Source organism: Micromonospora sp. PRAS1 (genome assembly GCF_059553435.1).
On sequence record NZ_JCANNB010000007.1, the window covers coordinates 183,027 to 208,374 of the forward strand.

General features: G+C 68.5%; 26 protein-coding genes and 1 pseudogene. 12 read left to right on the top strand and 15 right to left on the bottom strand.

Features of this window, described 5'->3' with window-relative positions; genetic code table 11:
- Nucleotides 1-162 precede the first annotated feature (162 nt).
- Both AC507J_RS09470 and AC507J_RS09475 read left to right on the top strand, forming a co-directional pair.
- Nucleotides 163-1,017: a fumarylacetoacetate hydrolase family protein gene (locus tag AC507J_RS09470; RefSeq protein WP_496288705.1), complete on the top strand. Its 855-nt coding sequence runs from the start codon at nt 163-165 to the stop codon at nt 1,015-1,017.
- A 42-nt stretch (nt 1,018-1,059) separates the two neighbouring features.
- The gene (locus tag AC507J_RS09475; protein ID WP_496288706.1) at nt 1,060-1,731 is read left to right on the top strand and encodes a DNA alkylation repair protein; all 672 of its coding nucleotides are present in this window, start codon (nt 1,060-1,062) and stop codon (nt 1,729-1,731) included.
- Nucleotides 1,732-1,760: 29 nt separating this feature from the next.
- Here AC507J_RS09475 and AC507J_RS09480 read toward each other — a convergent pair whose 3' ends face one another.
- Nucleotides 1,761-2,804: a saccharopine dehydrogenase family protein gene (locus AC507J_RS09480; RefSeq protein WP_496288707.1), complete on the bottom strand. Its 1,044-nt coding sequence runs from the start codon at nt 2,802-2,804 to the stop codon at nt 1,761-1,763.
- Nucleotides 2,805-2,904: 100 nt separating this feature from the next.
- On the opposite strand from AC507J_RS09480, the gene AC507J_RS09485 reads away from it, so the two are divergent.
- Both AC507J_RS09485 and AC507J_RS09490 read left to right on the top strand, forming a co-directional pair.
- The gene (locus tag AC507J_RS09485) at nt 2,905-3,540 is read left to right on the top strand and encodes a helix-turn-helix domain-containing protein (RefSeq protein ID WP_496288708.1); all 636 of its coding nucleotides are present in this window, start codon (nt 2,905-2,907) and stop codon (nt 3,538-3,540) included.
- 48 nt (nt 3,541-3,588) lie between these two features.
- Entirely contained in the window at nt 3,589-4,926 is a 1,338-nt protein-coding gene (locus tag AC507J_RS09490; protein ID WP_496288709.1) for a hypothetical protein, read from the top strand.
- A gap of 87 nt (nt 4,927-5,013) precedes the next feature.
- On the opposite strand, the gene AC507J_RS09495 is transcribed toward AC507J_RS09490, so the two are convergent.
- From AC507J_RS09495 to AC507J_RS09515, 5 genes are all read right to left on the bottom strand, one after another.
- Complete coding sequence (locus AC507J_RS09495) at nt 5,014-6,090, bottom strand: hypothetical protein (RefSeq protein ID WP_496288710.1); 1,077 nt, start codon at nt 6,088-6,090, stop codon at nt 5,014-5,016.
- Entirely contained in the window at nt 6,087-6,653 is a 567-nt protein-coding gene (locus tag AC507J_RS09500; protein WP_496288711.1) for an RNA polymerase sigma factor, read from the bottom strand. The genes AC507J_RS09495 and AC507J_RS09500 overlap by 4 nt, the downstream gene beginning before the upstream one ends.
- A gap of 93 nt (nt 6,654-6,746) precedes the next feature.
- Complete coding sequence (locus AC507J_RS09505) at nt 6,747-6,902, bottom strand: hypothetical protein (RefSeq protein WP_496288712.1); 156 nt, start codon at nt 6,900-6,902, stop codon at nt 6,747-6,749.
- Nucleotides 6,903-6,941: 39 nt separating this feature from the next.
- Nucleotides 6,942-8,255: a S8 family serine peptidase gene (locus AC507J_RS09510; RefSeq protein ID WP_496288713.1), complete on the bottom strand. Its 1,314-nt coding sequence runs from the start codon at nt 8,253-8,255 to the stop codon at nt 6,942-6,944.
- Nucleotides 8,256-8,532: 277 nt separating this feature from the next.
- On the bottom strand, nt 8,533-9,774 hold the full coding sequence (locus AC507J_RS09515) for a glycoside hydrolase family protein (RefSeq protein WP_496288714.1): 1,242 nt from the start codon (nt 9,772-9,774) through the stop codon (nt 8,533-8,535).
- A gap of 141 nt (nt 9,775-9,915) precedes the next feature.
- On the opposite strand from AC507J_RS09515, the gene AC507J_RS09520 reads away from it, so the two are divergent.
- Complete coding sequence (locus tag AC507J_RS09520; RefSeq protein ID WP_496288715.1) at nt 9,916-10,236, top strand: MmyB family transcriptional regulator; 321 nt, start codon at nt 9,916-9,918, stop codon at nt 10,234-10,236.
- A 31-nt stretch (nt 10,237-10,267) separates the two neighbouring features.
- Here AC507J_RS09520 and AC507J_RS09525 read toward each other — a convergent pair whose 3' ends face one another.
- Entirely contained in the window at nt 10,268-10,636 is a 369-nt protein-coding gene (locus tag AC507J_RS09525) for a nuclear transport factor 2 family protein (protein ID WP_496288716.1), read from the bottom strand.
- Nucleotides 10,637-10,773: 137 nt separating this feature from the next.
- On the opposite strand from AC507J_RS09525, the gene AC507J_RS09530 reads away from it, so the two are divergent.
- Entirely contained in the window at nt 10,774-11,577 is an 804-nt protein-coding gene (locus AC507J_RS09530) for a helix-turn-helix domain-containing protein (RefSeq protein WP_496288717.1), read from the top strand.
- Between the two features lie 60 nt (nt 11,578-11,637).
- Here AC507J_RS09530 and AC507J_RS09535 read toward each other — a convergent pair whose 3' ends face one another.
- Nucleotides 11,638-12,189 (bottom strand): RBBP9/YdeN family alpha/beta hydrolase, encoded by a 552-nt coding sequence (locus AC507J_RS09535; protein WP_496288718.1) that lies wholly within the window; start codon nt 12,187-12,189, stop codon nt 11,638-11,640.
- A 118-nt stretch (nt 12,190-12,307) separates the two neighbouring features.
- On the opposite strand from AC507J_RS09535, the gene AC507J_RS09540 reads away from it, so the two are divergent.
- The 6 genes from AC507J_RS09540 (at nt 12,308) to AC507J_RS09565 (ending at nt 17,463) form a co-directional block, all read left to right on the top strand.
- Nucleotides 12,308-13,048 (top strand): TetR/AcrR family transcriptional regulator, encoded by a 741-nt coding sequence (locus AC507J_RS09540; RefSeq protein WP_496288719.1) that lies wholly within the window; start codon nt 12,308-12,310, stop codon nt 13,046-13,048.
- Nucleotides 13,045-13,818 carry an SDR family NAD(P)-dependent oxidoreductase gene (locus AC507J_RS09545; RefSeq protein ID WP_496288720.1) on the top strand — a complete coding sequence of 258 codons (774 nt, stop codon included), beginning with the start codon at nt 13,045-13,047 and terminating at the stop codon, nt 13,816-13,818. Before AC507J_RS09540 ends, AC507J_RS09545 begins: the two co-directional genes overlap by 4 nt.
- Nucleotides 13,815-14,693, top strand: coding sequence for an ABC transporter ATP-binding protein (locus AC507J_RS09550; protein ID WP_496288721.1), 879 nt, complete (start codon nt 13,815-13,817; stop codon nt 14,691-14,693). Before AC507J_RS09545 ends, AC507J_RS09550 begins: the two co-directional genes overlap by 4 nt.
- A gap of 16 nt (nt 14,694-14,709) precedes the next feature.
- Entirely contained in the window at nt 14,710-15,450 is a 741-nt protein-coding gene (locus AC507J_RS09555) for an ABC transporter permease (RefSeq protein ID WP_496288722.1), read from the top strand.
- 282 nt (nt 15,451-15,732) lie between these two features.
- Entirely contained in the window at nt 15,733-16,539 is an 807-nt protein-coding gene (locus AC507J_RS09560) for an SAM-dependent methyltransferase (protein WP_496288723.1), read from the top strand.
- A gap of 396 nt (nt 16,540-16,935) precedes the next feature.
- On the top strand, nt 16,936-17,463 hold the full coding sequence (locus AC507J_RS09565; RefSeq protein ID WP_496288724.1) for a hypothetical protein: 528 nt from the start codon (nt 16,936-16,938) through the stop codon (nt 17,461-17,463).
- 517 nt (nt 17,464-17,980) lie between these two features.
- Here AC507J_RS09565 and AC507J_RS09570 read toward each other — a convergent pair.
- The 7 genes and pseudogenes from AC507J_RS09570 to AC507J_RS09600 form a co-directional block, all read right to left on the bottom strand.
- Entirely contained in the window at nt 17,981-18,313 is a 333-nt protein-coding gene (locus tag AC507J_RS09570) for a hypothetical protein (RefSeq protein ID WP_496288725.1), read from the bottom strand.
- Between the two features lie 22 nt (nt 18,314-18,335).
- Entirely contained in the window at nt 18,336-18,527 is a 192-nt protein-coding gene (locus AC507J_RS09575; RefSeq protein ID WP_496288726.1) for a hypothetical protein, read from the bottom strand.
- Between the two features lie 619 nt (nt 18,528-19,146).
- The gene (locus tag AC507J_RS09580; protein ID WP_496288727.1) at nt 19,147-20,325 is read right to left on the bottom strand and encodes a helix-turn-helix domain-containing protein; all 1,179 of its coding nucleotides are present in this window, start codon (nt 20,323-20,325) and stop codon (nt 19,147-19,149) included.
- On the bottom strand, nt 20,315-20,479 hold the full coding sequence (locus AC507J_RS09585; protein WP_496288728.1) for a hypothetical protein: 165 nt from the start codon (nt 20,477-20,479) through the stop codon (nt 20,315-20,317). Before AC507J_RS09585 ends, AC507J_RS09580 begins: the two co-directional genes overlap by 11 nt.
- Before the next feature lie 121 nt (nt 20,480-20,600).
- Nucleotides 20,601-21,812 carry a helix-turn-helix domain-containing protein gene (locus tag AC507J_RS09590; RefSeq protein ID WP_496288729.1) on the bottom strand — a complete coding sequence of 404 codons (1,212 nt, stop codon included), beginning with the start codon at nt 21,810-21,812 and terminating at the stop codon, nt 20,601-20,603.
- 1,273 nt (nt 21,813-23,085) lie between these two features.
- Entirely contained in the window at nt 23,086-24,126 is a 1,041-nt protein-coding gene (locus tag AC507J_RS09595) for a serine/threonine-protein kinase (protein WP_496288730.1), read from the bottom strand.
- Nucleotides 24,127-24,290: 164 nt separating this feature from the next.
- Nucleotides 24,291-25,346: pseudogene (locus AC507J_RS09600) on the bottom strand (IS110 family RNA-guided transposase).
- Nucleotides 25,347-25,348 lie beyond the last annotated feature (2 nt).

The window sequence follows — 25,348 nt, forward strand, 5'->3', positions numbered from 1 at the left end:
ACCACGGCCGGCCGGGGCGGGCGTGGCGGCCGACGCGGACCGAGGCGGGCGTGGCGGCCGACGCGGTCCGCAGGTGGGACAGCAGGGGTGGCCGCGCCGCCGGATGGAATATCGTGCCAGGTTCAAGGGATCACGGGACATGCAACGGACGGGAGTGGGTCGATGCGGCTGCTGCGGGTGGGGGAAGTCGGGGCCGAACGTCCGGTCGCGGCGCTCGACGACGACACCTTCGTCGACGTCAGCGGGATCACCGGCGACATCGACGCCGCGTTCCTGGCCGGCGACGGCCTGGCTCGGGTGCGGGAGGCCGTGGCCGGCGGTGGCCTGCCCGCCTTCGATCCGGCCGGTCAACGGCTGGGTGCGCCGCTCGCCCGGCCCGGCGCGGTCATCTGCATCGGCATGAACTACGCCGAACACGCCGCGGAGTCGGGTGCCGCGCCGCCCGAGCACCCGGTCGTCTTCTTCAAGACCCCCAACACCGTCGTCGGCCCGCACGACACCGTGCTGCTGCCGCGCGGATCGTCCAAGGTGGACTGGGAGGTCGAGCTGGCGGTGGTCATCGGCAGGCGGGCCCGCTACCTGGACTCCCCGGCGGAGGCACCCGACGTCATCGCCGGATACACCATCTCCAACGACGTCAGCGAGCGTACGTTCCAGTTGGAGGTCTCCGGCGGACAGTGGTCCAAGGGCAAGTGCTGCGAGACGTTCAACCCGATGGGCCCGTGGCTGGTGACCCCGGACGAGGTGGGCGACCCGCAGAGGCTGCGGCTGCGCAGCTGGGTCAACGGCGAGCCCCGGCAGGACTCCTCCACCGCCGACATGGTGTTCGGGGTGTACCACCTGATCTGGTCGCTGAGCCAGTTCATGGTGCTGGAGCCGGGTGACGTCATCAACACCGGCACCCCGCAGGGCGTGGCGCTGTCGGGCCGGTTCCCCTACCTGGAGTCGGGCGACGTGGTGACGATGAGCATCGACCGGCTGGGCCGCATGGAGCAGCGCGTACAACCGGCCGGGTGAGCCGTAAGCTATATCGCGCAGGTGACGGAGGGGAGACTCAGGGTGGCCGAGACCACGGTGGCCGAGGTGATGGCCGAGCTGGCCACGCTTGAGGACCCGAAGATGCGCGCGGTGAACGAGCGGCACGGCGACGATCACGGCGTCAACCTCAGCAAGCTCCGCGCGCTCGCCAAGCGGCTGAAGACGCAGCAGGAACTCGCGCGCCAACTATGGGCCACGGGCGACACGGCGGCACGACTGCTGGCGCTGCTGATCTGCCGGCCGAAGGCGTTCGAGCGGGACGAGTTGGCCGCCATGATCCGCCAGGCGCGCGCCCCCAAGGTGCACGACTGGCTGGTCAACTACGTGGTGAAGAAGAGCCCGCACGCCGAGGAACTGCGCCGGGCCTGGTTCGCCGATCCGGACCCGGTGGTCGCGAGTGCCGGCTGGGCGCTCACCACCGAACGAGTGGCCAAGAAACCCGAGGGCCTCGACCTCGCCGGGCTGCTCGACCTCATCGAGGCGGAGATGAAGGACGCCCCGGACCGACTCCAGTGGGCAATGAACAACTGCCTGGCCCAGATCGGAATCGAGCATCCCGAGCACCGCGCCCGCGCGATCGACATCGGCGAGCGCCTGGAGGTGCTCAAGGACTACCCGACCTCCCCGGGCTGCACGTCTCCGTTCGCGCCCACCTGGATCAGCGAGATGGTGCGCCGCCAGCACGACAAGTAGAAGGCCCTGATCCCGGCGCCGGACGCCGGTCAGCTGTGGTTGCCGAGCGGGACGTGCAGCGAGAGGTGCGGAGAGAGTGCACGCAGGAAGTCCGGGGCGTCGAAGACCGCGCCGGCGGAGGCGACCCCGGTGGTCCTGGTCCGGCCGCTGAGGATGCGGTCGACGGCCTCCACCGCCAGCGGCGCGCTGCTGGCGTAGATGTCCTGACCGGTGACGACGGCGCGGCGTTCGGTGCCGCCGGAGCGGACGAGGACGTCGACGACGAAGGTCTGCGCGGAGCGTCCGCGCCCGTCCACGGCGACCGGTGCCGAGATGCCGGAGCTGGACAGGTCCGCAGCGGCCTTGGCGGTCATGTAGGTGCACACCTGCGGAACGGCCAGGTGGCTGGGAACCGTGACGATGTCGGCCATGCTGAACTCCGCGATTACGCGCTGCGAACCGAGCGGAGCCGGGAACGGCCACTCCAGGGTCGGCAACACGTCGTCGTGGTATTCCAGCTGCCCACCGGTGTAGCGCACCCGGCGGCCACCCCGGCGCTGCGCCGAAACCGTGCCCGACGCGAGCGTTCCGCCGGTCGGGTGCCAATCGCTGAGGCCGTAGGCGATGTGTGCCTCGTCCGCCGCCGTCCAGTCATCCATGGCTGTGGTGACCAGCAGGTCGCCGAGGCCGCCGAAGAAGGCCATCGCGGGCACCACCACCGTGCCGGCGGCGCGGGCCCGCTCCGCGAAGTGCGCGAACGTGTCGAGGTTCGCCTCGATCTCGGCCGCCACATCGACGTACGGCAGGCCGGCGCGCAACGCCGCCTCGACGAGCGGGGCGGCGGTCGTGGCGAACGGACCGGCGCAGTTGATGACCGCCGCTGCGCCGTGCAGCGCGCGGTCGAGCGAGGCCGGATCGTCGACCGACGCCGGCCGCGCCTGGAGCCCCGGTCGGGTCTGCGCCAACGCCAGCAACCTGTCCTGGTCACGACCGAGCAGCAGCGGGACGTACCCGCGCTCACACAACTCCGCGACCACGAACCGCCCGGTGTGCCCGTACGCACCGAACACCGCCACGTCCCGACCCGATCCCATGTCTGCTCCGCATGTTCGAAGTGATCCACCAAGAAGATCCTGTTCCCGTCGCCCCCTCGGTGCCAGTGTCCGGAACGACACGACGCGTACAGTTTCCGACATGACTTCCGCCCCGCGTTCCGTCGCGATCGCCGCCACCGACGGGCTGCAGGCGACCACCCACTGGGCGCACACCGAGGAACTGGCCGCGCGCTACCCCCGGGTGCAGGTCGACCCGGACGTGCTCTACGTCGACAACGGCAGCGTGCTCACCTCGGCGGGCAAGGCCGCAGCCATGGACCTCTGCCTGCACCTGGTCCGCCGCGACCGCGGCTCGGCGGTCGCCAACGTGGCCGCCCGACGCCTGGTCGTGCCGCCCCACCGGGCGGGTGGCCAGGCCCAGTTCGTCACCACCCCGGTGCCCACCCAGGACGGCCACCCCCTGGCCGAACTGCTCCCCTGGGTGATGCGGCGGCTGGACCAACCCCTCACCGTGGAGGACCTGGCCCGCCAGGCGAACCTGAGTTCGCGCCACCTGGCCCGCCACTTCCGCTCGACAACCGGCACCACCCCACTGCGGTGGCTGCTGACCCAGCGGATCCGCCGCGCCCAGGAACTGCTGGAGAACACGGACGACAGCATCGACGCGATAGCCACGGCCGCCGGCATGGGCACCGCGACGACGCTGCGCCGCCACTTCCACCGCACGATCGGCGTACCCCCGGACACCTACCGCCGTACCTTCCGCTCGAATTGAGTACGGCGGCGGATGTGCCCCGTCGGGCGCGACCGCGAAGCTGGCCCCATGACCACGTCGATTTCCGCACCGCCGGCTCGGTCGCCGCTGGTGGCCGTACAGCTCGGCATCGTCTGGGCGTTGGGCGGGCTCCTCCTGCCGAACGTGTACCTGCTGACGCTCATCATGCTCTTCACCGGCAGCGGCGCCGTGGTGGTGGTGGCGTTGCTCGCCGGAACGGTCGGGCTGGTCGTCCTGCTCTGGGGCACGGTACGGCTGACCGCCCCGGTCACGGTGCTGGGCAGCACGCCGCACCGGCAACTGGCGTGGGCGCTGCTGGTGTTCGCCGCCGGTACCGCACTGTGGGGTTTCGGTTGGGCGCTTACCGACGAGGCGGGGCTGGGCATCAGCGACCATCAGCTGCTCCGGCCCCTGTTCGGCGGTGCGGCGTACGCCCTCGTCGCCGGGTTGCTGCTCCGCGGCGCGCGGCGCCGGCTCGCCTCGGGCACTGTGCTCGCGGTGCTGCTCGGGTTCGGGCTCGTCGCACTGGCCAGGTCCGGCCCCACCGAGCTGACGGTACGGCTGGCGCACGCCAACGTCTCGCGCGAGCTGGAGTACGTGGTCACCATCCCCGGGTACCGCCCGGTCGACACGGCGTACGGGGACCGGCTCGGCACCCGGCTGTTCGTACCGCAGGACGAGTCGGCGATCCCACCGCTGCGGTTGATCACGATCGTCGCGTACCGCGAGACCGTCACCGAACCGGGGCCGTGCGGCGAGACGGCACTCGACTCCCAGCTGCGGACCGCCGAGTGTGTGCGGGAGCCGGGCGGCCTGCTGTACCGCCGTGGCGTGGTCAACCACGGCTACCAGGTACGCAGCGGCAAGGCTTTCGTCGAGCTGGTCGCACCGCACTCGGTCGACCAGCAGGTGCTACGCGACGCGGTGGCCACCCTGCGCCCGCTGAGCAAGGCGGAGCGAGCCCGGTTCGACCACCACACCGACGACCTGTACACCGCCGACGTGCCCGAGTACGGCGCACAACTGCTGGGGATCCCGCCGGGCGTACAGCTCGCGCCCACCGACCCGAAGGCGGCGCCGCAGAGCGTGCACATCACCGTCGACGCGGTCAGCCACCAGGAGCCGTGCGGCCTCACCGTCGAGTGTGTCTCCTCCGAGGAGGGGCTCTGGTACCGGCGTACCGCCGAAGACCATGGCTACGTCCTGCGGCGGGGTCCCGTCGACGTGTACGCGATCGGTGGTCTCGGGGTCGACCGGCAGTTCCTGCGTACCGTCGCCTTCGACGCCCGCCCGGCCACCGACGCCGAGCTGCTCCGCGCGCTGCCGCCGGCACCTCGCACCGGCCCCCTCGACCGGCTCCGGCGATGGCTGCGCGGCGAAGCCTGACCCATCTCCCCTGCCCCAACCGATCGCGCGGCTCGACGGCCACCTCCCCGAACCGGGGAAGTGGCCGTCGAACCAGGTCCGGGCCGGCTACTCGCAGCCCAGGGCGCTCTTGTACCCGTCCGGGTTCTTACCGGCGGCGACCTTGTCGGCGATCTCCCAGAACACCTCCGGCCAGGCGCCCTCCTCGTCCATCTGGTGCAGCACCTTCCAGTTGTGGCTGCTGCGCATCGCCGCTGCGGCCCGCTGCCGGGCGGCATCGTCGCCGGCCTCCTTCGCGCGCTGCCATTCGGCGATCCAGGCGCAGCCGACCCGGCTGGTCACCCGGGCACCGAACTGGTAGGCGTCGTTGACGCCGAGACCGCGCAGCGCGGTGGCGTCGAAGCCGGGCGGGAGCGGCACGTCGGCGAGGATCGTGGCCGCCTGCTCGTCCGCGCGTTCCGGGGTGACGATCCCGGCCGGCAGGGCGGCGAGCCAGGCACGGGCGGAGACGCGGACCACGTCGGCCAGTACCCGGTCGAACTCGCTGCGCGTCCAGTCGCCACCGGTACGGAATTCGACGAAGGAGCCGTCGCGCGGGCGAAGCATGGCCGCGAAGTCGCTGTCGGAGTACCGGAACAGGTCGGCCGGCCAGCCGTCGACCCGAACCTCTTCCGGCTCGCTGACGTGCAGCCGGTCCCGGTAGTAGCTGTCGTGCTGGCTCGCCGGGTACCAGGTGATCTCGACTTGCCGTCCGCCGTTGCTGAAGGTCAGGCTGCCCTCCTTCTCGGCGAAGCCGTACGCGCCGGTCGCCGTCCAGCCAGGCTGGTCGATCAGCAGCCGTGGGTTCTCCTCGGCCGCCCTCAGGACCATCGCCGAATAGCCCTCCGGGTCCATCGTCTCGGCGGTGATCGGCGGGATCGCCGGCTCCTCCGGCTGGCCACGCAGGGTCGAGACGACAAGCACACCGGCGAGCAGGGTGGCCGCGACGCTCGCGCCAGCGAGGCCGTTGAGCACCGCGCGGCGCGGTCGGAAGCGTCTGCCAAGCGGTTCGGCGACGGGCTCGGGGTTCGGTACGGACACGATCTCCTCCAGGAGGTGCTGCGCGGCCTCGTCGAGGTGCCGGATGGCCCCCGGTCGGTACGGGTCGGCGTCTCGAACCATCCGGTCGAGCGGCTCCTCGCTCATCTGCCCTCCTTCGAGGTGCGTGCGGCCATGACGTCGAGTACATGTCCGGGCGGTCCCAGATCGTCACCGACGAGATCCCGTAATCGGGCGCGGGCGCGGGAGAGCCGGGTACGGACCACCGTCGGGCTCACCTGAAGGACGGCAGCCGCCTCGCGCGGCTCCAGCCCCTCCCAGAAGGTCAGCATCAACACCTCCCGGTCCAACTCGCCCAGCCGGGCCAGCGCGGTGCGTACCGTGAGCCGTTCGGGCACCTGGCTGCCCGGGTCGGCGGCGGCGCTGATCCTGAGCCGCTGCCGCAACCGCTCGCCCAGCCGCTCCCGGCGCAGGCCGGCGCGGTGGTGGTTGGCCAGCACCCGCCGGGCCACCCCGTAGAGCCAGAGCCGGGCCTCGGCCTCAGGCGGCATGTCGCGGCTGCGCCGCCAGGCGATGAGAAAGGTCTCGGCGACCACGTCCGCCGCATCTTCCGGCTGCTCGACGCGGCGCATCGCGTACGCCAACAGCGATTCGAAGTTGACCGCGTAGACGCGTCGGAAGCGGTCCTCGTGCTCAATCCCGGAGCCCACGCCTAATCCATGTCCGATCAGGAGCACATCGTGACAGGTCCGCCTCGGAAATCGCGGTGGCGGGCCGATGCGACCTGGCGCGCGTACGTCGAGCTAATCGGCGTTGTCCAGTAACGTCGCCAGGTCGGTCTCCTCGGTCGAGTCCTCCGGTGCCGGCGGCATGATCTCCCGGAGGTCCTCATCCACCTCAAGGTCGTAACGGGCCGGCAGGCGGCTCGCATTTCCTGGACTCAGCTCCTTCGGCTTCATGGCGCCTACCCTATGAGGCCGACGTCGATCCCGAAGCCCTCAGAACTGGTTCGACAGCATCCCGAGCCCCCAACCCCTGCCCAACCAGTAGGGGCCGATCTGGAGCAACCCGGAGCGGTACTCGGTGCCGGTACCGGGGATTCGTTGCGTGTCTCCCTGCACCCTGGCTGCGATCAGTCGAGGGCCACCTCGACAGTCGCCCGAGGTGATGCAGAGCGCCACTCCCGCCGAAACGAAGGGCGCGGCCAGGCTCGTGCCGCTTGCCGAGCCGTAATCCTGAATGCCGGAGCCGTTCGGATAGGTGGGGAAGGTCGTCAGGATACTGACTCCGGGGGCGGCCAGGTCCACCCAGTCCGCGCCGAAATTCGAGAAGCTGGCCCGCTGATCATTGCGGTCGGTGGCGGCGACCGCGAGCGCCTCGGGATAGCCCGCCGGGTACCAGCGCTCGGACGTGTTGGCGTTCATCGCAGCGGCCACCGGCACGACTCCGGCCGCTGACACCACACGGAGGGCCTTCTGTAGTGGCCCCCATGGAGACGTTCCGCCCAGGCTCATGTTGGCGACCCGGATGTTCTTCGCTCGCGCGTTCTGAGCCACCCAGATCAGACCCATGGCCACGTCGGACAGCAGGGCCACATTGTTGTCATTGATCACTTTGACATTCCACACAGGCGTTCCCGGCGCGGCCCCTTCGACGCCGATGCCGTTGTTGAGGGCCTGTATGACCCCGGCGACCGCAGTGCCGTGTCCCATCACGTCGTTGGTCGTAGGGCTGGGCGAGAAGTTGACGGCTCCTTCGACGCGCAGGTCAGGGTGCCCCGGGTCGATGCCGGAATCCAGGACGGCCACGCCTACCGACGCCGGTGCCGGGACGATGAACTGTGGCGCGTGCAGGTGACCGACACTCCGGTTCACCGCCGAGAACGCGCCGACACGGCAGTGCCCCCACTGCTGGCAGTACGAGAGCGCGTCGCCAGCCCAGGGCACGCTGCGCGGCAGCAACCCGCCCAACGGCTGCTCGGCCTCGGGCGACGCATCCGCCCGGCGGGACTCCTGCTCCGACCGCACAATCTTGTCCAGCCGGATTTTGACGTCCCGCTCCACGTTCTCCACCCGGCTGTCCCGGCCGATCTTGCGTACCTGGGCAGCGGTCGCCTCGACCACGTAGCCCTTCAGGGCGGCACCGTTGACGTCGACGTCGTACACGTGTCTCACCGGCGCGCGAAGGCGCCCGACCTGCTGCTTCGCGATCGCGGCAGGGTCGGTGACCGAGTCCTTCAGCATCACGGCCCACCGCTCGACGCGTTCGCTGGCCTCGGCTCGCACCGGGGAGGCGGGGATGCCGACGAGCACGCACGCCAGCAGGGCCGCAGCCGCCGACCCTCCCGTGGTCCTGGTAACCATCGCAGACCCTCCAGGCATGTAGTCAGACAAGAGTAAAGAACCCATACGTGAAGCAAATTACCCAATACCGACTAACCAGGTACGCCGACCGTGCGGCAGTACGCCATGAAGGTGACGCCTCGCCTACGCCCCCAGACCTCCCGACGGTGCGGGGACGGCGCGGTGAACCGCGGTCCACCGACCGGCAGCCGATGAGACCGCGGCACCGGCTGCCGGCCGTCAGGACCTACGAACGGCCCGCCGCCCGGTAGGCGGCGCCCGCCTCGGTGGCGCTGCCGTTCTCGCGGTACAGACCGTGCGCCGCGTGTTCGCCGGTGGCCGGCAGCCCGAACCAGGCGTACCGCTCGACGTAGGGCGTGGCCTGCAATGCGGCGGTCGCCTTGCCGATGAAGGTGACGAGCTGCTGCGGCGTCGGGTGGCGGGGCCGGCCCTGGCTGAAGTCGATCAGACCGAACTCGGTGATCCAGATCGGCAGGCGGTAGCGTTCGTGGACCGCGCGCACGTACTGCATCAGGTGGTTCGCCGCGTCGTCGCCAAAGTCCGAGCCGTACCAGTGCAGGGCGATGAAGTCGACCCGCAGCCCGCGCTCACGGGCGCCGGCCATGAACCGGTCCAGCCAGCCGCCCGGGGTGTCGGCCCCGAAGGCGACGGCCGGGCTGCCCAGCCGCATGCCGGTGCCCTGGAGCCGGGGCCACAGGTCCAGCGCGTGCTCGACCGACATGTTGGCCTGCGACGGCAGGTCCGGCTCGTTGAAACCGAGCAGCGTACGCCCGGACCGCTTTGCGGTGGTCAGCTCCGCGTCGTTGACGAACGCGGCACCCCAGATCATCGGTACGAACTCGGCCGTCGCCGGCACGTCGCTGTTCGAGGTGGACCAGTCGTGGTACCAGGCCGCGCCCACGTCGCGGATGCCGTCGCCGCTACGCGAGAACTGCCACGTGGCGACGCCCTTCTTCGCCACCGGCTGGGCAACCGCCGACCCGCCGCGCGGGTTCCACGCCTGGGTGGCGGCCCCGGAGCAGCTCCGGATCTGCAACGGCGTCCCGGTCGCCGCCCCACCGGCCGCGTCCAGGCACTTGCCGGACCCGGTGTTGATCAGCTTCCCGTTCTCCGCTGACCAGCTCTGCGCGTCGGTGCCGTTACAGTCCCACAGCTGCACCCGGGTGCCGTCCCGGTGGGCACCACCGGCCACGTCCAGGCACTTGCCGAAGGCGCGGAGGGTGCCCCGCTCCCCCACCCCGGCCCAGTTCTGCGCGTCGGTGCCGTTGCAGTCCCACAGCCAGACGGTCGTGCCGTTCGCGGTTCCGGACCACTGGACGTCGACACACTTCCCGGCCACGCCGACGATCGGGGTGCTGGCGTCGGCCATCGCCGCCGGTGCGGCGGCCAGGCCGACCACGGCCGCGCAGCAGGTCAGCGTCGCGATGACACGCGCAAGCCGTCGGCGGCTCGCATCACGTTGGGTCATTAACGTGCTCCTCGGTATCCATGGCTGGTTGCGGGTACCACGACGCACAACCAGCCACGGTTCACCGACGGGTGACTCCTATTCCACCAAGTCGGACCCGTCCGATCGGCCGGTCGCCGCCGCTACCGGTACCGCCGGATCGTGAAGGTGTCCGACGTGGTGCCCTGCTGGAACAGGACGTCGAGCGCCCCGGAGAGAACATGCACGCCAGCCGGCGTCAGGGCGGCCGTGCTCGACTGGTGGAACAGCGGCGAGGTTCGGCCCCGGGTCGGCGGCCACAAGGTCTTCGAGCACCCCGTCGCCGGACGTCTCGAACTCGACGAGGTCATCCTCCGCCCCGCCATCGCCCCGGATCTGCAACTGTCGGTCCAGGTGCCGACCCGGACCAGCGACACCGCCGACCGCCTGGCGGCGCTGCTGGCGACCCGGCGATCCTCGTCGGTGTACGCAGCCGATCGGTGAGCAGAAAGCCGGGCAGGAAGAACGGGGATCGCTACATCGCCGGAACGCGGTCCAGGAAGCCCAGAACCTGGGTCAGCCGTCCGTTGTCGTCGGTCACTGCGACATCGAAGCCTACGATCGGTGCCTCGACGCCTGCTGGCCCCAACTCCCAGGTGAAGCGAGCCTGATTGTGGTGGCCGTCGACCGGGCCGACCAACCGGAACGTCATGCCGGGAAACTGGCTCTGCACGGCGCCGATCGTCGCGTCGATCGCGTCCCTGCCCTCGGCGATGGCCATCGGGTCGACATAGCGCCCCTCGGGGGCCCACAGTTCGTCGATGTCGCGGCGCCGCTTCGCCGGATCGGTCTCGTTCCAGATCGCGATGTACCGCTCGGCCAGCTCATCGAACGTGGTAGCCATGGGGATCTCTCCTCGATTGTGGAAGGGGACGGCGTGGTCGCCGTACCTGGAAGAGATGATCTCCGGCCCCTCAGCGCGCTGTCGATTACCTCGCAGGTAATGATCGGTGCGCCAGCGCGGCAATTAAGGTCGGCGGCGTGACGACTACGACCAGGGCGGTTCGACCAGTCGGGGATCTGCTGCGCGACTGGCGCCGAACTCGCGGGGTGAGTCAGCTCGACCTGTCGATCGAGACGGGGGTGTCGGCCCGACATCTGAGCTTCGTCGAGACCGGCCGATCCCGGCCGAGTCCGGAGCTGCTCCTGCGGCTGGCGGCGCAGCTTGACCTTCCGCTGGCGGAACGCAACACGCTGCTGCTCGCCGCCGGCTACGCGCCCGCTTATCCCAGCCACCAGCTGAGCGACCCGGAACTGGCTCCGGTACGTGCCGCCATACGGCAGATTATCGACGGACACCGCCCGTACCCCGCGGTCCTCGTCGACCAGCACTGGCATCTCCTCGAAGCCAACCCGGCCGTCGCCCTGCTCACCGCCGGTGCCGAGCCTCACCTGCTCACCCCACCGATCAACGTGCTGCGGCTCAGCCTGCACCCCGACGGTATGGCTCCGCGAATCCTCAACCTGCCGGAGTGGCGCGCTCACCTGCTCCATCGGCTACGCCAGCAGGCCGCGACAACCAATGACCCGGCCCTGTACGAACTGTACGAGGAGCTTCGCGGTTATCCCGGCGACAACGACCCAGCGGCACCGGTCAGTGATGCCGTTTCCCGCGTCGTCATCCCCCTCCGATACCGCCACAACGACCAGGAGCTCTCCTTCTTCAGCACCACCACCCTCTTCGGCACACCACTGGACGTCACCGTCGCCGGGCTGGCCGTCGAGGCATTCTTCCCTGCCGACCCGACGACAACCGAAACGCTCCGCGCCTTCGCCAGGGCATGAGCTGGCACGGGCGATCGACCACCCACCGGCACCACTTCCGCCGAAGCGAACCCAGGGGTGTTACGCCTGTACGGACTGGGCCAATGACCGGACCAGGCGTTGACCGTCGGGCCACTCACCGAACCCGGTCTTGGAGTCCAGGTGCCCGACCTCGCCTGCGTCGAACAGTTCCGAACCCCAGTCTCGCGCGTACGCTTCGAATTGTTCGAGCGTGGCATGCGGGTCGTTCCGGCTGGCGACCAGGATCGAGCGGAAGGGCAGAGGCTCGCGTGGCACGTCCCCGATGAAGAAATCGACGGTCTCATCGGGGTCGGGAGTCCATTCCGGATCCACGTACGGCGGCGTGACCAGCAGGGCGGCAGCGACGGGACCAACGTGTTGGCTGGCCCAGACGGCGACGGTCAGGCATCCCGCGCTGTGCGCCACGAGAATCACCGGCTCACCGTCGGCGTTTATCGCAGCATCCAGCGCGGCGACCCGTTCGGCGGCGACGTACGGTGGCCCGGGTGGTTCGGGCGCCCATTGGTACTCCGGGTGGTCCCTGACCCAGTTGCGCGACCAGTGGTCGGCAAGTGGCACTCCTCGGCCGGGCACGACCAGATAACGCGTCACGCCCGGCAGCGTATCGCGACAGTCAGTCGCCTTGCTGGCCCGCAGCCTGGGTCTTGAACCGACGGACCGGCCAGGCCCAGCACGCCCGCCAAGCTTCCACGATGATTCGCCGGACCGCATGGATACGGGCCATCGCGGCCGGGTCCGACGCGGCTCGGCGGACGCCCCGATCTGGCCGAACTGGCAACGCACTGGCAGAGGTGCTAAATTTTTGGCCATGGTGCCAAATACTGATCAAGACGGCCAGTCGCGCTCCTTCATCGAAGAGGCGCGGCGGGCCCAGATTGTGAACGCCGCCATCGAGACCATCGCGGAGGTCGGTTACCACCGCGCGTCGATGGGCAGGATCGGCACCCGCGCGGGGATCAGCCGCGGACTGATCTCGTACCACTTCGCGGGGAAGTCCGAACTGATCGCCCAGGTCGTCACCACCGTCTACACCGGTGCAGCGGCATTCATGGCACCGATGATCGACGCCGAGAGCACGCCTGCGGGCCAGCTGCGCGCCTACCTGAGCTCGAACCTGGAATACATGCGCCTCCACCCGGCCCGGATGATCGCGCTCGTTGAGATTCTCACCAGCGGTGGCCTGGCTGACCTGCCCGACGCCGACCCAGCCGAATTCGACCGGCAACTGCTGTTGCCGCTGGAGCAACTGTTCGCTGCGGGGCAGGACTGCGGCGAATTCCGGGAGTTCGACGTCACCGTCATGGCCCGGATCGTGCGCGGCGTGATCGACGCCGTACCCACCGCACTGTCCCGCGATCCCGACCTCGACATCGACCGCTACCTGCGGGAGATCACCACCGCCATCGACCACGCCACCCGGCCGGTCCCGTCCACCACGGAGCAGACATGAACCCCCTCGACGGCAAAGTCGCACTCGTCACCGGCGGAGCCAGCGGAATCGGCGCGGCCATCGCCCGCCGCTTCGCGTCTGGCGGCGCCCGCGTCGTCATCGCCGACGTCGATCCGGCCGGGGAGACGGTCGCCCGGGAGGTCGCCGGCACCTTCGTCCGTACCGACGTCGCCCGGCTGGCCGACAACATCGCCGCCGTCCAGACCGCGATCAAGCACTTCGGCGGCCTCGACGTCGCCGTACTGAACGCCGGAATCGGTGAACGGGGCAGTTTCATCGAGGATTTCCGGCCCGAGCACTACCGCGACCTGGTTTCGGTCAATCTCGACGGGGTGGTCTACGGGCTGCACGCCGCCCTGGAGGTATTCACCGAACAGGGTTCCGGCGCGATCCTGGCCACCTCCAGCCTGGCCGGCTTGACCGAGAGCCCGATGAACCCGCTCTACGCGGCCACCAAGCACGCCGTGATCGGGCTGGTCCGCTCCGTCGCGCCGACCGTGGCCGACCGGGGCGTCACCGTCAACGCGCTGTGCCCCACCTTCATCGACACGCCGATCCTGGGAGAGGCGATCCCGTTCATCAGCGAGATGGGAGTGGCGGTCCTTTCGCCCGAACGGGTCGCCGAGGTCGCCGAACTGGTGCTGGCACGCGGCGGGACCGGACAGGCGTGGCCGGTCGTGCCGCACGGCGAACCGGGTCCCATCGCCTTCCCCGGCATCCCGTCGATCATGTCCGACCCGAACCGACAGGTCCCGGAGGCCTCCTCATGACCGTCCTCGCCCGAGCACTCGACCTCACCCGGCGATACCACGACACGATCGCGCTTGACGGCGTGTCCCTGGATATCCCTACCGGACAGGTACTCGGACTGCTCGGCCCCAACGGTGCCGGAAAGTCCACGCTGATCAACGTCATGACCGGCCTGCTGCGGCCCAGTTCCGGCACTGTCGAACTGTGCGGCGGCGACCCGCGAAGCGAGTCGACCCGGCGCGTGATCGGCGTGACGCCGCAGGAGACCGGGCTTCCGGAGACCTGGCGGGTCGCCGAACTGGTGGACTTCGTCGCGGCGCACTTCCCCGATCCGGTGGACCGGGCCGAACTACTTGATCGCTTCGACCTCGCCCCGCTGGCCGACCGGCAGGCCGGCGGCCTCTCCGGCGGACAGCAGCGGCGGGTCGCGGTCGCGCTGGCCTTCGTCGGGCGACCCCGGCTGGTGTTCCTGGACGAGCCCACCACAGGTCTCGACGTGGACGCCCGGCGGGCGCTGTGGGACGGCATCCGTTCCTTCCACGCCGACGGCGGAGCCGTCCTGCTGACCAGCCACTACATCGAGGAGGTGGAGGCGCTGGCCGACCGGGTCGTGGTGATGGACCACGGCCGGATCATCGCCGACGGCAGTGTCGCCGAGATCCGCGGCCAGGTCCGACTCAAACGGGTCACCCTCACCGACCCGACGCTGCCCGCGCTGAGCGGCGTCGCCTCGATCGAGCGAGATGCCGACCGTACCCATCTGCTCACCAACGACGCCACCGCGCTGGTCCGGGAACTGGTGACCTCCGGCGCGTCCTTTACCGACATCGAGATCGAATCCGCATCGCTGGAGGACGCCTTCCTGGCGATCACCGGCGGCCGGCGGACCAGCTGACCCGAAAGGCCGTTCCATGTCCTCGTTGACAATGACCTACACCCGGCGGAACCTCGCTGAGACCGTCCGGACGCCCACGATGTTCCTGACCGTGGCGCTGGTGCCGGTCGGAGTCATGGTGTTCTTCGTCGTACCGTTCATCGGGCAGGATGCGGTGGCGATCACCTCGGCCACCGCGACCCTTGTGGTGTTCGGGGTGCTCATGGCCTGCGTCGCCCACTTCAGCGTCGCGATCGCAGCGCAACGGGAATCGGTCTGGGGAAACTATCTGCGCACCCTGCCCGGCGGGATCGCGCCGCAGATGTTCGGCTACCTGCTGGTCGGGCTGACGGTCGTCGCCGCGGCGATCATTCCGATCCTGCTGGTGGCCGGACTGTTCACCGCCGCCTCGGCTCCGCCGTCACGGGTGCTGCTGGCGGCGGGGGCGCTGCTGGTAGCGGTGGTGACCTTCACCCTGTTGGGGCTGGCGATGGGCTACCTGATGTCGATGCGGGTGGCGGTCATCGCCAACAGCATCGGTTTCCTGCCGCTGGCGGTGGCCGGCGGGATGTTCTTCGACGCGGCGGACACGCCGGAGATCATCGAGCGGATCGCACCCTTCGTACCCACCCGGGGCGCGACGGACCTGGTGCTGGTCGCGCTCACCGGGGAGTCCGTCGGGCCGCTGTCACTGGTGATGCTCGCGGTGTGGATCGCGATCTTCGCCGGGCTCACCGTCTGGGGCCACCGCCGCGATCAGGTCCGCCGGTTCGACTGAGGTCCCTCGGCCCGTCAGGTCAGGTCATCGGCGACCAGCGGGCCGGCCAGGCCCACGAAGACGACGCAGGTGCCGAGGTCGACGCGCTGCTGGGTGCGGGCCGGAATGCCGGTGCGGCCCAGCCATCGCCCGGGAATCGACCTTCGGCGCAGATGACGCCGAAGATCGCTCGCAGCGCCTCCTCGGCAATGCCCTCGTAAGCGCCGCAGACCAGGGTGACTGCCCCGTCCGGGCCGCCGCCCCGCTCGCGTCACCGTCACTCCAATGCGGAAGAATGCTCACATGACCGAGGACCGGGGGTTACCCTCACACTCCAAACTGGACACCACGGTTCCACACTCGGCGCGGATCTGGAACTACTGGCTCGGCGGCAAGGACAACTTCGCGGTCGACCGGGCCGCCGGCGACGAGGTGATCGCACACATCCCGGATATCCCCATCGGGGCCAAGTCCGAGCGCGCGTTCCTCAAGCGGGTGGTCAGGTTCCTCGTCGAGGATGCCGGCATCCGTCAGTTCCTCGACGTCGGCACCGGGCTCCCCTCGGCGGACAACACCCACGAGGTCGCGCAGTCTTTCGACCCGAGCTGCCGGGTGGTCTACATCGACAACGACCCGCTCGTCATGACGCATGCGCGTGCGCTCCTGACCAGCACGCCGCAGGGCAGCTGCGACTACGTCGAGGCCGACCTGCGGCAGCCGGACACGATCCTCGCGTCCGCGCGGCAGACGCTCGACTTCTCGCAGCCGATCGGGCTCATGCTCCTCGGCGTCGTGAACCACCTCATGGACGACGACGTGGCGTACGGCGCCGTCGCGCAGCTCGTGCAGGCGATGCCCACCGGTAGCTACCTGGTGCTCACCCACTCCACCGCGGAGATCCACGGCGAGCCGATGCTGCGCGTGATGCGGGAAACCACCGAGCGCGGCGGCACGCCAATCCGCGCCAGGACGAAGGTGGAACTCGAACGCTTCTTCGACGGGTTGGATCTGCTGGAGCCCGGCGTCGTCACGTGCTCGCGCTGGCGCCCCAAGCCGGAATCCGACGAGCCGGAGGTCTACCTGTTCGGCGGCGTCGGCCGCATCGGCTGAGCTGACCCACTAAACGCCGGCCGGCAGCATCCGTACGGCATCACCGTCCCGGCCGACCGCCTCGGCGGCCCGACCCACGTGTCCATCATGACCCGCCAGAACCGCTCCGCATCGAGCTGAAGGTCAGCCGGCGTGTACGCCTGCCCGGTCAGATCCAGCGTCCCCGCCCGACTGGCCGCGTACCGCGCAGTCCAACCTCGCAACTGCCGACGAGCCCGAATACGATCACCAATCGACGGATCAGCAGGCATAGGCGACGAGGCGTCAGCGGCACTCCCAGAACAGCGAGAACCCCTAACGACCATCCCGGCAGGCTGCCGCTTCGGACGGTACACCTCTCCGCACCGGCATAGCGCCTAGCGCTTGGCCGCTGCGGCCGACAGCAAGAGAGGCTTCATGGGTTACACCTTTGAGTGGGTTGATCTGCCCGATCCTGCTGCGACTGCTCGCACTCGCTACGAGATGCACCTTGATCTCGAAGAGGAGTGCCAACCATGCACGGACCAGTACTACTCGCTTGTGGCTGCCTATCAGTTCCATCTCAACGCCGCCGGCATGGCCTTCTGCCGTGACCGGATGCGCCGCACGGGCATGACCTACCAGGCAACCCCGCAACCCTTCCCCGACTGGCCGTTCGATGGCATCGATGACTGGCGGTCCGATCAGAGTCGGCGCGACGCCTACAACCAGGCCGAACGGGCCGCGTCGGCCCAGACGGTCGCCGGGATGGTTGGCATCCCGGAGTTCAAGCTGACGAGTAACGGCCCCTGGCTCGTAGGTGCGAGGGAGATCGAGCAAGCGCTGACGCTCTACCAGGCTTCATCCCCCGACCTGCATGCGGAACTCGAGGAGGATGACCTGTGGGTGGCCTGGCTGGACTGGCTGAGGCAGACCGTCGACCATGGCGGCTTCACCGTAGGGTGACCTAACCGCCGTTTCCAGATGAGTCTCCGGACATGTCACCCACGCCCGGAGACTCATCCGTCACGCAGGTCCACGTCGTCGCCCATCAAACCGACGGGCACCATCAAAAGCGCCCCGAGCGCCATGCAGAGCAGGAAGGGAACCATCGGCAGACCGGCTCCGACAGAGGGCCGCCAGAAGAGCCCGATGCCCGCTAACGCGCAGAGTCCCAAGACCATCAAGCCCGCCGTGGTCAGCTGCGGAGCCGGTACGCCCCTGGCCACCTGCCCGCGACCCCACCGGCCGCCGATAGCTCCACCCAGCGTCAGAAGACCCGGGTTCCCCGCGGTATGAACGTTGCATTGGCTTGGCTTGGTGTTCACAGTGAGTGCTCGGCGGACGGGAAAGCCGACCTACACGAAGAAGAAATGGGCGTCCCCCTGACGGGACGCCCCTTTTCCGTCACCCCGCCGGGTCGGCGGACCCGGCGGCGGTGGCATCACTCAATCAACGACCGACCATGTGACGCGACGACACGTCACGAGAAACGAGGAAGCCGAACCGCCTTGTCCACCGTCCGGCAGAGGCCACGGTAGAACTCGACCATCTCCTCGTCTGTGGGCTCCTGCTCCTCCAGGGCCCTGCGGGCGCCCACGGACAGCGCACGCACGAGCCGCTTGGCGGCCTCCGGATCTTCGATTTTCCGGATGTCCAGATATCCCATTGCCCGGCCGGGGCTGAGCCACTCGTCGAACTCGTCGACTGCGGCCACGTCGGCGGGGACCAGCCGCATGACGTGCGACAGCACCCTGCCCTGGATCCACCACTCCAGGTCGTCGTCGAACAGCACCGCCAACACCAGGACCCCCATGCCGAGCAACAGAACTGGAACATCAAAAGCCGATGCGGATGACGTCCTTCCGCCCCGAGGCGTCGGCTCTCTTCGCCATCGCAATCCGCCACTCCATCGGATAGCCCGCCATGTCGACGACCGTGAAGTTGTTTCCCTTGGTGAGATGGTGGTCGAATGACGCGAGCCACCACGCCACAGCTGGCAGCGCACCAAGCACGACGATGGCGATCACTCATGAAGCATGATCGGTTGATCGCATAACCGGAAGCACTACGGCTCACCTTGCGTGAAATCTTCACACGTCGGCTCCAAGCTGCCACTCCTCGGTACCCCTACAGACTTGCCACTGCAGCTCGCCGTCCCGTATGCCGCCGACCCGCCCTCCTGGGGGGCCGCCGCCCGGCCCGCCACGTCAACCGGACCTTGACGGCTCGTACGGGCGCTGGTGGGTCGGGCGGTAGTCTGCTCGGCTTGCCCGGGTCGGTGGCAGGCGGGATGGCTCCTTCCGTAACCACTCACGGACCGCGACCGGGTCCCGCAGGTGGTGCCCTCGTTGGTGACGCCGACGATCTGCTTCGCGATGGCCGCCGGGCGGCGGAGCCCCGGCCATCCTGGAGCCGGAGCGCCCCCGCCGGAGGCGCAGTAGCCGCGGCCCAGCGACCGCCGCCAGCTTGCCGACGCGGCCGGCGTGCGCTCCGCTGCTGTACTTTCGGCAGCGCCCGGAGGGCATCCGCCGCGCCGCACACCGGGCACCGGCTCCCCTGCCACCTCTGGTCGCGGCGGGCGCGCCGGGCGGCGAGGGCCAGCCGGTTACGGATCTGCGCGAGCGACAGGAACGGCGCGGTCACCGCTCACACCAGCCCGAGGCTCAGCGCCAACTCACCGATCATCGTCGGCGCCTTCGGATCCCGGGCGACCTCCGCCAGCACATCCCGGCCCACCGGCCGGCGACGAATCTCGTACGGTGCCAGCCGCTCCGCATTCAGCAGCGCACGTGCCGCGCTCGTCGGATCCCCGGCCTGGAGAAACGCCCGGGCGGCATCGATCAGGTACGCGGCCCGATGCTCGACCGGCAGCACGACCCACCCGCCCCGGCGGATCGCGTGCCGGTGCCGGGCGACCGCCGCCGCCCCGTCACCCAACTCCACCGCAGCGGTGACCCGGGCCAACTCCACAGCCGTCGGCCCGAACCCCGTCCGATGCAGGTCGAACCCCTCCCCCACCCGCACCGCCAACTCGGCAGCCTCGTCCAACAACTCGCCACTGGCCCGCTCCTCACCACACCGAGCCGCCACCAACCCCGCCTGCAGCACCAACGCCCCACACAACGACACCTCCCCCACCCCACCGGAATCAAAATCCGAAGGACCGATTCGGTACGCCGCCGCCAGCAACACCGACCGCGCCCGACCCGAGGACCGCAACACCTGCCCAAGCTGCACCGCCGCACACCCCACCAACATCGGATCACCGGCAGCGGCAGCCACCGCCCGATCCGCCGCCAGCCACGCCAGATCCGCCTGACCCAGCTTCACCAACAGCGCTGCCGTCACCCGATACGCCTCCACCACCAGCCAGCCAGCCGACCGATCCCGGGCATACGCGCGCTGCACATCGCTGAGCAGACTCGGCAGCAGCTCGACCACCTGCGGATACCGAGCATGCTGATATGCAGTCCAGGCGTACCCGACGTGCCGGGCAACCTGCTCGGCCGGCAGCACCGGCGCCGGTCGGTCACGCCCTATCTCGTACGTCGACAGGGCCGCCCGGATCCGCGCCACGTCCTCGTCCCGCTCGACCACACCGGCGGGCTGGGCATCCCGACCGAGCAGCGTCGCCGCGTCGACCCGCAGCACCGAGGCGATCTCCCGGATCGTCGACACCCGCTCCAGGCGGCGGACCCCACGCTCGACCTTGTCCACCCAACTCTTCGACTTACCCAACCGATCGGCAAGCGTCTGCTGCGACAACCGCCGCCGCGCCCGCAGATAAGCCACCCGCCGACCGATCGGCACCCGGTCACCGCTCACGACGACGCCACGGCCGATCCGACACAGCCCGAGTCGTCTCCTCGACCGGTATCCGCTCCGCCTCAGCCTGCGCGAGAATCCGCTGCTTCGCAGCCTCGCGTTCCGCCTCCTGGATCTGCTCGCCCCGACTCTTGGCCGAAGATTTCTCGCTCATCCCCATCTCCGTTGGCAGGGCGCGGTACGTGCTCTGGAAGGAGCAACAGCGTCTACCGCATCCCGTGAGCGAGAAACTACGTTCAGTCGCGAGCCAGGCTGGGTAAGGTTCCTACCCTGAATCAGGAGACGAGTCCGACCCGGGCCGCGAGGTCACGCGCGTCTTCCCGAATGGAACGCGGACCGTCGAGCAGGTCCAAGGTGATCTGGCGGGCGTACCCGTTGAAGCGGATCGTCTCCGGAGCCGACTCGTACGCCTGCCGCAGCGTCGCCACGGTCGCTTCCTTGTCGTCCTTGCCGTAGTGCGCCCGCGCCACCTCGATGAGATGGCGTGCCCGACGCGGCCTCGACGGAATCGCCGCCGCATCATGACGACGGGCCTGCCGCACCGCCTCACCAGACTTCTGCAACTCCACCGCCACCGTCACCGCATGAGCGCCCATAATGACCCGCGAAAACGACGTCTGCGGCTGATAGAAACCCTCCGGCAGGCGCTGCGCCACCTGGTCCGCACGATCCCAGTACCGCCAGGCCCGCCCTTCCTCACCCGCACGAGCAGCCGTATACGCGGCCTCGAAGTTCAGCGCACCCCACAGCGCCAGCAGATTCGTACTCCCATCGGCCACCTGCGGCTCCAACGCCGATAACACGTCAAACGTCACCACCATCGCGGTATCCCAATCACCGGCGTCCCGATGCACCTGACACAAAAACCACCCCGCACACGCGATCGCCTCCGGATCACCGGACTCCTGCGCCGCCACCATCGCCCGATCCGCCACCCGCCACAGCAACTCCGCAGCCGGCTGATACGCGATGAACATCTGCGCCAACCCCAGCGTCTCCGTCAACAACGCCTGCGCCTGCCGCCGCTCCTCACCTTCGTACGCCAACACAGCGCGCTGCCCGTCGTGCAGCAACCCCGGCAACAACCCGCCCAGCACCGTACGGTGATCCGATGCCTGATGCCGCGCCCGCCACGCCACCGCAAGCCGCTCCCGCAGCCTGGACAACGACTCCGCCGGGACATCGCCGGAGAGCACGACACGGTTCACGGCATCCCGGACCGACCCCAACGCCGGATGCTCCGGCCCGTTGACCACACCAGAACGGTCACCAAGCTCCACCGCCAACACCGACACGTCGATCTTCAGGGCGCGCGCGATCCGATCCAGCATGTGAATGCGCGGTGGCAGGATCCGATCGCCCTCCACCGCCTTGACCCACTCGGCGCTACGACCCACCAACCCACCGAGCACCGCCCGGCTCTTCCCGGACCGCTCCCGATAGACCTTCAACCGCTGCCCGAACGTCAACTCCGGCAAAGAATCCACCCGGAACCTCCTCGCGTAGCGCAGGACGCACTACCGACTGATCGGCCGCAATCACGTTCAACGCTACCGACCGGCAGACCGCCCCATAACCCCTCACACGCCAGCGACTCCTGGTCCTGTCAGCACGCCGACCCCTCGCTTGCAGGTTCTGGGCGCACCGTCCATCAACGCATGCCGATGTCTGCCACTTGGGGCGTTCGTCTGCGTTGTGGCCCCGGCTCGTTGCTGTCACCAGTCTCAAGCACACGCTTTAGGAAGGCAATTGCGCTTGCCGGGCGCGCCGGCCTCCTAGCAGGAGACATACGCCCAACGCTCCATCAGTCAGAATCTTGATCATTCCGCGCATGTGCCGGATCTTGACCGCTCGGCCTTGGGCTTGTATCTCGGTACCTGCTGGAACGCTGTCGCGGGAACTGCCTAGAGGCCTGCAATATCCGCTCCAGCCGAGATCACCGCACATGCTGATGACAGCGCGGCCAACACAATGGCGACACGGCTCCCTGCGCCTTCCTGGATCTTCACCAACACAGGCTCTGCCTGGAGGGGTCCCCGAGCGTCGCCATCCAGGAATGGATCGCGGTCGCTACCCGTCTGGGCCGACCGCCCCACGGGCATTGCCGCCCGATGCCATCCAAACCACGCGAACGCCTTGGCCCAACAATGCCCAGGCGCGTTCGCACAGCCGAACAGGAGGCCGGTAGTGAAGTTGCGGCATCCCCTACCGCGCTGGGTAGGGACACCGCAAACGGTTGGCGCTTCGAAGGCCAGAAGCCAACAGGGGATGGCGACGACAGCCGACAGGGACCACCCAAGCATCGCCCAGTCTCGCTGGATCGCGGAGATGGGCACAAAAACGATGGCCGCCGGTAACACCAGCAGGACCGAGCCAGCCTTATACCGCTTCGGTATCTTACGTCCCGCCCGAGTCGCCATGCACTCGCCACCAATCGGTGATCGTGAGTGAAGAATGCATCACGCTAGGCGATCTGATTCGAAGTGGCTGTCCAGTTCTTGTCACTGGCCCCTTGCGACGCGACTTGGCCCTCGTTGACAACGTGCGAAGGCAGCTCGCCGTGCCGCCGACCTCTCGCTTGTAAGCTCTGTGCAGGCCGTCCGGCAGCGGCTGGCCAGGTTTGCTACCTCTAGGCGACCATCCCGTATTCGGCTGCCATCGGACACGGTCGTCCAGCATGGCTGCTGTCACCATCGCTGTCGACAGCCACCCGCCTCGCCTCGTCGAAGGAGGGGCGCGCGGCGACTCGCGGCAAGGCCGTTACGGATCCGTAATCGTGCTCTTTCCACCCATCAAAACAACTGCTATTCCTTCTTGGGCGGCCTCTATCGGATTCGGAAAGAGAACGCCTTCCTTGGGCTCCCGGATTGATTGTTCTCCAAAATCAACGACTGCTGCGATTCTAGCTATTTGCTCATCTGTGCAACCCGATCCGTCGACACGAAGGCGGCAGGGCTTCATTAGCGCGTCGGAGATGCAGTCGAATATTCGCCAAAGCGAAGGCCGTTCCCCCTTAGCCGCCGCCAGCCCGCTCGTCACTATCTCCGCAACGTCCGTCCGCAGCGACGGAACGTGCGCTTCCAAGGGCGAAGCTTTCCCTTCCTCGTGCCATCGATAGAGGCCCCACAGTCCCGATCCTTCATTGGCAGGGCGTCCGGCCAAGAGATGGTAGATGGTGGCACACAGTTGATAGATGTCCGTATCCTTGTCGACCTTCTCTTCTCGCCACTGCTCAGGAGCAGCGTACAAGGGAGTCTGCCTAGCCTTGACCGTGTGTGTTCGCGTAATCGCTTCCACCACTCGGGCCAGCCCAAAATCGGCTACCTTAACCCTGCCGTCGGTCGATAGCAAGATGTTCAGCGGCTTAATGTCCCGATGCAAGATGCCTCGTCGGTGTGCCGCCTGTATTGCCTGAATTATCTCTAAGGAGATGAATAAGCCTAGACTGCGCCGAGTGCGCTCGTCTAGCTTTGGAACTTGCACTGCAATCCATTCTGCAAGATTGCACCCTTCTACGTACTCCATGACCAGGGCAGGCCCTCGGTGCAAAGCTGTCTTGACTTCCAGTAAATCTATGATACTTACCACCTGAGGGTGCCCCAGAAGACTGCCCGCAGCCTTCGCCTCATCACGAAGAATGGCTTCAGCGCCTGGAGTTTCTCGCAACTCGCGCTCACCGATAAACTTGATCGCAACATCGCGACCCAACAGTTTGTCATATGCTCGCCAGACTTCGCCCATGCCACCGGCACCTAGGCGTTCAATGACCTCGAACCGGCGTTGGATTGTCTCAATAGCCACTCCCATATCGTACGCCACAAGGGCGGGATCGACTTCGAGCATATCGACCAAAATGGAGGAATTCATAACTAATTGCAGGTCATCTTAACGGTTTTTGGTCCTGTCTACTCACGCTGAAGCCGCTGCCCAATCGGCGCGGTCCATCCCGATGCTCCTATGCAGGTTCAAGGGGTGAGGGCGGTGAAGTCGGCGCGGAGGGCGGTGTAGGCGTTGCGGACGATGTAGCGCTTGAGGCAGCGGAGGATCTCCTGCTTGCTCAGACCCTCCGCGATGCGTCGGTGCAGGTAGGCACGGGTGCATGGGGCATAGCGCAGGCGGCAGAGCGCGATGGTGTGCAGGGCATGGTTGGCGCCGCGGTCGCCTCCTCGGTGCAAGCGGTGGCGGCGCACCCGTCCGGAGCTGGCGGGGATGGGTGCGCCGCCGCAGAGGTGGGCCAGTGCCGCTTCTGACCGCAAGCGGTCGGGGTTGTCGCTGGCGGTGATGAGTAGTTGGGCCGCGACGTCGGTGCCGACGCCGAACAGGGCGCTGGTGCGGGGCGCGGCCTGGCGGACCAGAGGCGCGAGCTGCCTGTCGAGGCTGGTGATCTCCTTGGTCAGGATGCTGACTCGCCGGGCGAGCCTGGCCAGCGCGGCAGCGGTGGCCTCTTGCGGGTCGGTCAGCCGGATCGCGTCGGCGGTCAGGGCAGCGCAACGGTTGACCAGGACAGCGGCGCTGAGCTTGGTCAACTGTGCCCGCAGGTTCTCGAGGGCGGCGACCAGGCCGCGCATCTGGCTGATCGCGGCGGTGCGGGCCGGGCCTTGACCGCTCCTTGGCGGGCCACTCGAAGCGCGCGGAGCTTCCACGGGGCCGGTGCGGGTCTTCGGAACGCCCATGGCGGTGCCGGCGAGGGTTGATCGGGCTGCGGCGATGGCGTCGATCGGGTCGGACTTGCCCTTGGTCCGGCGGCTCCTGCGGTCCGGGCGGTCGACCTCGACAACGGTGACCTTCCGGCTGGTGAGGTAGCGGGCCAGGCCAGCACCATAGCTGCCGGTGCCTTCGACCCCGACGGCGACCAGCCGACCGAAGGAGCGCATCCGGGCCAGCAGGTCGGCATAGCCGTCGCTGCTCGCGGGGAACTCGGCGTCGGCCAGAAGTCCGCCCGTGCTGTCGATGATCGCCGCGTGGTGGGTGTCTCGGTGGGTGTCGACACCACCGATGACCGACCGCTTCTTCGCTGCCATGC